At 74.0% G+C, this 7,060-nt stretch carries 8 protein-coding genes and 1 pseudogene; all 9 read left to right on the top strand.

The window, feature by feature from the left end; all coding sequences use genetic code 11:
* Positions 1 to 165: 165 nt before the first annotated feature.
* Entirely contained in the window at positions 166 to 726 is a 561-nt protein-coding gene (locus tag MKL01_RS32035) for a hypothetical protein (RefSeq protein WP_243909213.1), read from the top strand.
* Positions 727 to 757: 31 nt separating this feature from the next.
* On the top strand, positions 758 to 1,291 hold the full coding sequence (locus MKL01_RS32030; RefSeq protein WP_243909212.1) for a phage major tail tube protein: 534 nt from the start codon (positions 758 to 760) through the stop codon (positions 1,289 to 1,291).
* Entirely contained in the window at positions 1,291 to 1,815 is a 525-nt protein-coding gene (locus tag MKL01_RS32025) for a hypothetical protein (RefSeq protein ID WP_243909211.1), read from the top strand. The genes MKL01_RS32030 and MKL01_RS32025 overlap by 1 nt, the downstream gene beginning before the upstream one ends.
* 130 nt (positions 1,816 to 1,945) lie before the next feature.
* Positions 1,946 to 4,540 carry a phage tail tape measure protein gene (locus tag MKL01_RS32020; RefSeq protein WP_243909210.1) on the top strand — a complete coding sequence of 865 codons (2,595 nt, stop codon included), beginning with the start codon at positions 1,946 to 1,948 and terminating at the stop codon, positions 4,538 to 4,540.
* Positions 4,537 to 4,971, top strand: coding sequence for a phage tail protein (locus tag MKL01_RS32015; RefSeq protein WP_243909209.1), 435 nt, complete (start codon positions 4,537 to 4,539; stop codon positions 4,969 to 4,971). The genes MKL01_RS32020 and MKL01_RS32015 overlap by 4 nt, the downstream gene beginning before the upstream one ends.
* Positions 4,968 to 5,189: a tail protein X gene (locus MKL01_RS32010; RefSeq protein WP_243909208.1), complete on the top strand. Its 222-nt coding sequence runs from the start codon at positions 4,968 to 4,970 to the stop codon at positions 5,187 to 5,189. Before MKL01_RS32015 ends, MKL01_RS32010 begins: the two co-directional genes overlap by 4 nt.
* 6 nt (positions 5,190 to 5,195) lie before the next feature.
* Positions 5,196 to 6,218: a phage late control D family protein gene (locus MKL01_RS32005; protein WP_243909207.1), complete on the top strand. Its 1,023-nt coding sequence runs from the start codon at positions 5,196 to 5,198 to the stop codon at positions 6,216 to 6,218.
* Positions 6,219 to 6,322: 104 nt separating this feature from the next.
* Positions 6,323 to 6,625: pseudogene (locus MKL01_RS32000) on the top strand (glycosyl transferase); the annotation flags it as partial.
* A gap of 197 nt (positions 6,626 to 6,822) precedes the next feature.
* The gene (locus MKL01_RS31995; protein ID WP_243909206.1) at positions 6,823 to 7,056 is read left to right on the top strand and encodes a hypothetical protein; all 234 of its coding nucleotides are present in this window, start codon (positions 6,823 to 6,825) and stop codon (positions 7,054 to 7,056) included.
* The last annotated feature ends 4 nt before the right edge of the window (positions 7,057 to 7,060 follow it).

Below are 7,060 nucleotides of genomic sequence, written 5' to 3'. Positions count from 1 at the left end.
AACCGCGTCCGGCCGCATTCGTCCCTGGGCTATCGGCCGCCCGCGCCTGTCAGCTACCCGGATCTGGCCTTCCGGCTACCCATCGCCGCCACCATGCAGTAGCCTCTCAATCGGCTCGGTCCAAAATACCGGTCAGGTCAGGGGATCCTCGGCCCCAGCCGGGCGGTGGCGCACCGGATCAACGACCCGGATTCCGAGAGCAACTTCCTGATCCAGCGCGGGGTCAATTCCTTCGTCCAGACGGTCCGGAACCGGACCACGCGGGCGGAGAACGGGCCGCAGGGAAAGACCTTCTGGGGCTTCGTCAACACCGCGTCGAACCCGCAGTGGCGGGCGATCAACATGGTCCGCACCCGCAAGGCCGTGCTGGAGGTGATCCCCCGCACCCTCGCCCAGTACATCGGCCGCAACCTCGGGCCGCACCTGATCACCACGATCGGCCGGGCGATCGAGGGCTTCCTCGGCGAGCTGCACGGCCTGCCGGAGCCGGCGATCCTGTCCGGCTGGCGGGTGCTGTGGCCGCGCGAGCTGAACAGCGATGGGGTGATGGCGGTGGGCGGTTCGGCGTTCCGGGTGAAGTTCCAGGAGGCGCCGCCGCTGCTCGACCTCCAGATCTACACCGAGCCGAACGAGCAGTCGTTCGACATCACCGCCGCCGAGATCGCGGCCGCGATGTCGGCCTTCGCCGTGCAGGGCCAGCTCTACGGCGTCGGCGCGGCCGCCTGAGGCCCACCGGACAGCGCGCGAGGAGGCGCAGATGGACAACGTCATCCGCGGCGGCAACTGGTGGTGGTCGCAGCTCAACGCGTGGCGGGTTCTCGAAGAGGTCGAGATGCCCGAGATCGCCCACGAGATGGACAAGTTCGCGGGCTCCGGCCACCACATGGGGGTCGAGTGGCCCGAGGACATGAACCCCCTCACCGCCTCGGTGAAGCACCGCACCAACGACCCGCAGGTGCGCGGCCTCTGCGGCCGGGTGCCGCCGAACTACATCGAGACGACCTACTACGAGAACCTGGAGAGCTACCGGCCCGGCGGCACGCCCAAGGGCCGCACCGTGCTGATGCGCGGCCTGCTCAACGCCGTGAAGTCGAACCCGGTCCGCGGGGTCAAGCGCTCGGACGTGGACTACACGTTCGGGACGATCGTCTACTACCACGACCTGTTCGACGGCCGGTCGGTCCACCGCTTCGACTATTTCGGCGGCCCGGGGCAGACGCTGGTCGACGGGGTGAGCCCGTTCGCCCACCGGGCCCAGAACCTCGCCATCGCCGGCGGGACGGTGCTGTGATGGCCGGCCGCCCGTCTAAGCCGATCGAGAGCTACCCGCCGGCCGATCTCGGCAACCTGCCGCAGCCGCCGGCGCCCCCGCCCGGCGCGACGCAGGCGGCGCCGGGTCAAGCCCCCGCCCCTGCCCGCACCCCCGCCCGGGCCGAGGTCGAGGCGGCCGTGCTCGACTTCCTCGACCCGGCGGCGGTGAGCGCCGGCGTTCCGCTCCGCTTCGGCTTCACCTGGGAGGGCCGGCCCGTCACCGAGATCCCGATCCGGCGCCTGAGCGGCGCCGAGGTCGGCCGCATCGCCGTCGCGCGCGGCGAGGCCGTCGAGCTGTACGATTACTACGCGGCGATGGCGGGCCTGCCGAAGGCGGTCCTGCGCGGGCTGATCGACGACGATCTGGAGGCGTTCGAGGAGACGGCGCGCCCTTTCTTGCCCCGGTTCATGCGGGACGCCCTCTCGTCCCCGACTGGAGCCGGTGGCGCGCCCTCACCCGCCGGGCCGGCCGCGCCCTCGGCGAGCCCTGGTCCCGCGTCCTGACGATGCCCTGGCCGGAGATCGTCCTGGCGGCGGCCGAGGACCAGGACAGCGAGGCGGAAGGCGGCAGCGGCGCGCTGATCCGCGCGCTCGCCGCCCTGCGGGCCATCCTGGAATAGCGTGAGGCGCCCCCGTGTCGCACCTCGACGTAGCGCTGCGCCTGCGCCTTCAGAACGAATTGAAGGCCGGGGCCCGCGAGGCCAGGCGGGACATCGCCGGGATCGGCGAGGCCGCCCGGGGGCTGGGCAAGGAATTCGGCAAGGCGCGCGGCTTCGATCAGCTCGGCCGGGACATCGAGGGCGCCGGCCTGCGCGCCCGGAGGCTGGACCGCCAGCTCGCCGGCCTCGGCCGCGCCCGCGGCGCCTCCGGCCTCGGCCCGGCGCTGGAGGCGGCGTCGGGCCACGCCGCGGAGCTGGCGCGGGCGACCGCGCGGATCGCCGGCAACCTCGACCGGGCGACGGGCCGCGCAGCGGCGCTGCGGGCGGAACTGGCCGGGGTCGCGGATGCGGCCGAGCGGGCGCAGCGCGCGAGCGGCCGCGTCGGGCGCATGGGTGGGCGCATGGGCATGGGCATGGGCATGGGCGTGGGCGGCCGCGGGGCCGGCGGCCCGGTCCTGCCGCCCCGCGGCGGACGGGCCGGGGAGGACGGGGCCGGGGCGGCCGGCGCGCTGGCGGCCCGGTTCGGCGCCGGCGCCCTGGGCATCGGCGGCGGCGCCTACGCGGTCGGGGCCCTGGGCAAGAAGGCGGTCTCCACCTACGCCGACCTCCAGTCGGCCGCGAAGGCGCTGGCGATCACCGCGGACGCGACCGACGCCACCGTGGCGGCGACGGTCGAGCGGTTCCGGACGATCGGCCCGTCGCTGGGCGCCACGCCGCAGGAGATGATCGAGGCCGCCAAGGTCTTCGTGGAGGCGGGCCTGGACTACAAGACGGCGGTCGACGCCGTGGTGCCGTCGCTGAAGACGGCGCGCGCCTCCTTCGGCGAATTGCCCGAGACCGCCAAGGCGGGCGTGGCGGCGATCAGCAACCTCGGCATCACGGTCGACGCGCTGCCCGAGGCGTTCGACCGGATGGCCAAGGCCGGCAAGGAGGGCAACGTCGAGCTGAGGAACCTCGCCCGGATCCTGCCCGCGGTGGCGGCGGGGGGCTCGAACCTCGGCCTGAAGGGCCTGCCCGGGCTCACCGACATCGTCGGCGCGCTGGAGATCATCGGGAAGGTCACCGCCTCGCCGGACGAGGCGGCCAACCGGCTGGAGAACCTGTTCGCGAAGGGCACCGCCGACGAGACGGTGCGGAGCTTCGAGAAGGTCGGCGCGGCGATGGGCCGGACCGTCGACCTGGAGAAGGAGATGGAGGCGGGGGCGGCGAAGGGCGAGAGCAAGCTCGCCGTGCTGCTGCGGCTGACCAGGGAGCTGACGCAGGGCAATCCGTTCCGGATCAACGAGCTGTTCGGCGACATGCAGGCCCGGCAGGCGATCGAGGCGCTCCTGAAGTTCGAGGCCGAGTACGACGGCATCCGCGCGCGGATCAACGCCGGCAGCAAGGGCTTGGTGGAGCAGGATTTCGCCCGCGCCACCGACCGGCTGAAGGCGGATTTCGAGAGGCTCGGCGCGGCCTGGGACCGGCTGGCCGGGCGGGTCGGCGAGGGCCTGGCCCCCGGCGTGGCCGCCGCCACCCGGGAGGCCACGACGTTCCTGGAGCGGCTGGAGCAGGGCGACACGATCCTCCAGCGCATGGCGACGCGCTTCGGCCCGACAGCCGGGGAGGCCGCCCAGGGCAACAAGGCGCTGGGCGACCGCGCCGAGGGCGTCGACGCGTGGTTCGAGGAGAACCTCCCCTGGCTCAGCGGCAAGCGGTGGAACGCCGCGATCGACGCCCGGCTGGGCACGACCGGCCAGGAGGCCGGGCGCCTGCGGGACGATGCGGCCGCGCGCCGCCGCGCCGCCGAGGAGGCCGAGATCCTGGCGCGGCCCGACGCGATCCGGGGGCAGATCGGCCGGCGCCAGGCGGTGCTCGACCGGTCGCGGGCGCGCGCGGCCGGCGAGCCGGGGCTGCAGCGCAATCTGGCCGAGCGGCAGGTCCAGACGAGCGAGGCGGAGATCGGCCGCCTCGAAGGCGAGCTGGCCAAGGCCACGGCAGCCGTCGAGGCGCTGAAGGCGCAACGGCTCGCGGAGGCCGCGACGATCGAGGCCCTGGCGCGCCAGCTCCAGTCCCTGGACCGCCTGTCCGGCTTCGGGCTCGGCGGCCCGAAGGGCGAGGCGGGGGCGGTCGGCTCCGGCCGGGCCGCGTTCGGGCTCGGACCCGGCGGCACGAAGGCCGAGATCAAGGCCGAGCCGCAGGATCTGTCCGGGACCGCCCGGCAGACGATGGACACCTACGAGCGGGCCGTGACGGCGGCCCTGGAGCAGATCGAGGCCGTCGTGAAGGCCTCGGCCGCCCGCATGCAGAGCGCCCTGTCCTTCACCGCCGCGCCGACCATCGCGCCGACGATCTCGGCCCCGTCCGGCGGCGGACGGGGCGCCGCGCCGGCCGCCGCGCCGGGGGGCGGCGGTGCCCCGGCACGCGGCGCAGCGCTCCGCCGGGGCGGCACCACCATCACCGGCCCGATCCACGTCCACGGCGTGACCGACGTGGCGAGCCTCCACCGGGGCATCCAGCGGGAGGCGGACCGGAAGGTCCGCGAGGCCCGCAACGACGCCCTCCACGACACGGGGAACGACTTCGCGTGAGCGACCCGCTGTGCATGATCGGCGACGCCGTGTTCGAGCGGATCGGCCTCAACCCCACGGGCTTCAGGCGCGTGCAGCAGGCGACGCTGGCGGAGAACCAGGTGTTCGACGACGCGCCGTTCTACCAGCCCACCGCCATGGGCGCGCGCAAGATCACCGTGGAGCTGGCGACCCGGCCGCACATCTTCGGCGGCCTGCAGAACATCGCGATCCTGCGGGCGCACCAGGAGGCGCTGGCGATCGTGCCGTTCATGCGCCTCTACGGCGTGCAGACCGGCACGGTCTTTCCGGTCGGGCAGTTCGACGGCGACGTCTTCATCGACGAGATCTCGGAGACCGAGTCCAAGCTGGCCCCCGACGGGATCGGCTACCGGCACGCGTTCACGGTCGAACTGACCCTGGTCGGCGCCCGCGCGGGGGGCTTCGGATGACCACGATCCGCCGCACCGTCCCGGAGGAGATCCGCCTCGACCGGGCGGCCAAGCGCTATCTCGGCACCGAGCAGGGGGGAAGCGTCGAGGCGATCCTCGCCCTCAATCCCGGCCTGGCGGCCGAGGGCGGCTGGGTGCCGGCGGGCTACGAGCTGGTGCTGCCGGTGCCCGATCCCGACGCGGTGCCGGTGCTGCCCAGCATCGATCCCTGGGCGTGAGCGGCGATGTGGCGGCGCCCGCTCCTGGCCGTGGTCAACGGCTCCGGCAGGAACCTCATGGGCCAGCTCAAGGGCCAGTGGCTGGAGGTGAAGGTCACCGACAGGGCGGGCCAGGAGAGCGACAAGGCCACGATCCTGTGCCTCGGGCCGCCCGGCCGGTTCGGGATCCCGAAGCGCGACGAGGAATTCGAGATCCTGATGGGCTGGGCCGACGAGGGCCTGGTCACGCAGGGGCGCTTCAGGTTCCAGAAGGCCAACGCCCGGGGCGCCCCCGAGGACGGCGAGCGGATCGCGCTCGACTTCAAGGCGGCCGACTTCGTGGACGACCTGAAGAAGTCCGGCCGGCAGCACTACGACGACGGCACCACCTTCGGCGACCTCGTCCGCCGCGAGGCGAAGGCGGCCGGGCTGGCGGCGGTGGTCGATCCGGGCCTGGACCGGATGACGCTCGGCTACCGGCTGCGCTGGGATCAGTCGGCGATCGATTTCCTCAACGAGGTGGCGGACGACGTCGGCGGCACGATCAAGCCCGCCGGCGGCAAGCTGGTGGCGATGAAGCGCGGCGGCGGCACCACGGGCGGCGGCCAGGCCCTGGAGCCGATCCTGATCCGCCGCCGCCGCAGCTTCGGCTACGACGTCGACATCGAGCCCCGGCCCGAGGCGGGCCACGTGGCGGCGGCCTGGCAGGACGAGAGGACCGGCCGGCGCCGGCTCACGAAGGTGCCCACCGGCCGCGACGGGCCGATCGTGATCCTGCCGCACCCCTACCGCTCGGAGATCGAGGCGCGGGAGGCGGCCAAGTCCCAGGCCTACGAGCGGAGCAACAACAGCGGCTCGGGCTACTTCGAGAGCCCCGGCCTGCCCCGCGCCCGGGCGGAGGCGCCGGTGATCGCCTCAGGCTTCGGCGGCTTCATCGACGGGCGCTGGACGGCGGAGAGCGTCGAGAAGGTCATCACCGTCCGGGGCGCCTTCACCGCGACGGTCAACATCACCGCCGGCGACGAGAAGAAGGGCCAGAAGGGGCAGTGATCCGGCGGCCCTTCAAGGACCGTTGACGCCAGCCTGCCGCCCCCGCGCCGTGATGACACGCGAACCTGCGCGGCGTGCCATTCGATTTTGCGGGCTACACGACCGCCTCCGCGTTCCTCGACAATCTCGTCACCGGGCTCGCCATCACCCTGTTCGGGACCGGGCTCGCGGCCCTGACCCTGCCGGCCCTGCTCGGCTGCGCCCGGCGCGGCTGGGGCGATCTCGCCCCGTCGGTCGCGTGGATGCCGGTCTACTTCCTGATGGTCAGCCTGGCCGCCTGGCTGGCGCTGATCGAGCTGCTCCGCGCCCCGGACCGCTGGAACAAGACCCCGCACGGCCTCGCGCGCACCTCCCGCAGCGGGCGGCTGCGGCGCGCGCCGGCGCGCTTGGCCCCGGCGGCCCGATGAGGCGCGCAGGGCGGGCAATCCGTCGCGGCGCGCTCCAACGGTGCCGGTCCTGCCTGTCGCCGCCGAGGACGAGGATGCCGGCGTCTCGCCGCCGATCCGGGCGGACGAAGCGTCGGTCCGCCCACGTGGGACTGCGCGGGCGAACCCGGCGCAACGCTTGAGGGCCGCCGGCCGTTGTCGTCCCGGGAAGGGTGTCCATGGCCACGATCGCGATCCTGATCGGCACGCAGGCGGGCGCCCGCCTTCTGGCCGCCGCCTCCGAGCGGGAGGCCGCCCTGTCGGCCGAGGCCTTCCTGCTGCGCCTGCCCGTCCGCGCGCTCCCGGCCCCGCTCTGGGTTCAGTGCGCCGACCCGGCGGTCAGCGGTCGCCTCACCGGATACCTGAACGCCCTGCAGGCCGAGCAGGTGCGCGAGCGCGACGCCCGGGTCTGACGTC

Source organism: Methylobacterium sp. J-070 (assembly GCF_022829385.1).
Taxonomy (GTDB): Bacteria; Pseudomonadota; Alphaproteobacteria; order Rhizobiales; family Beijerinckiaceae; genus Methylobacterium.
This window is presented reverse-complemented; position numbering and strand designations above follow the sequence as displayed.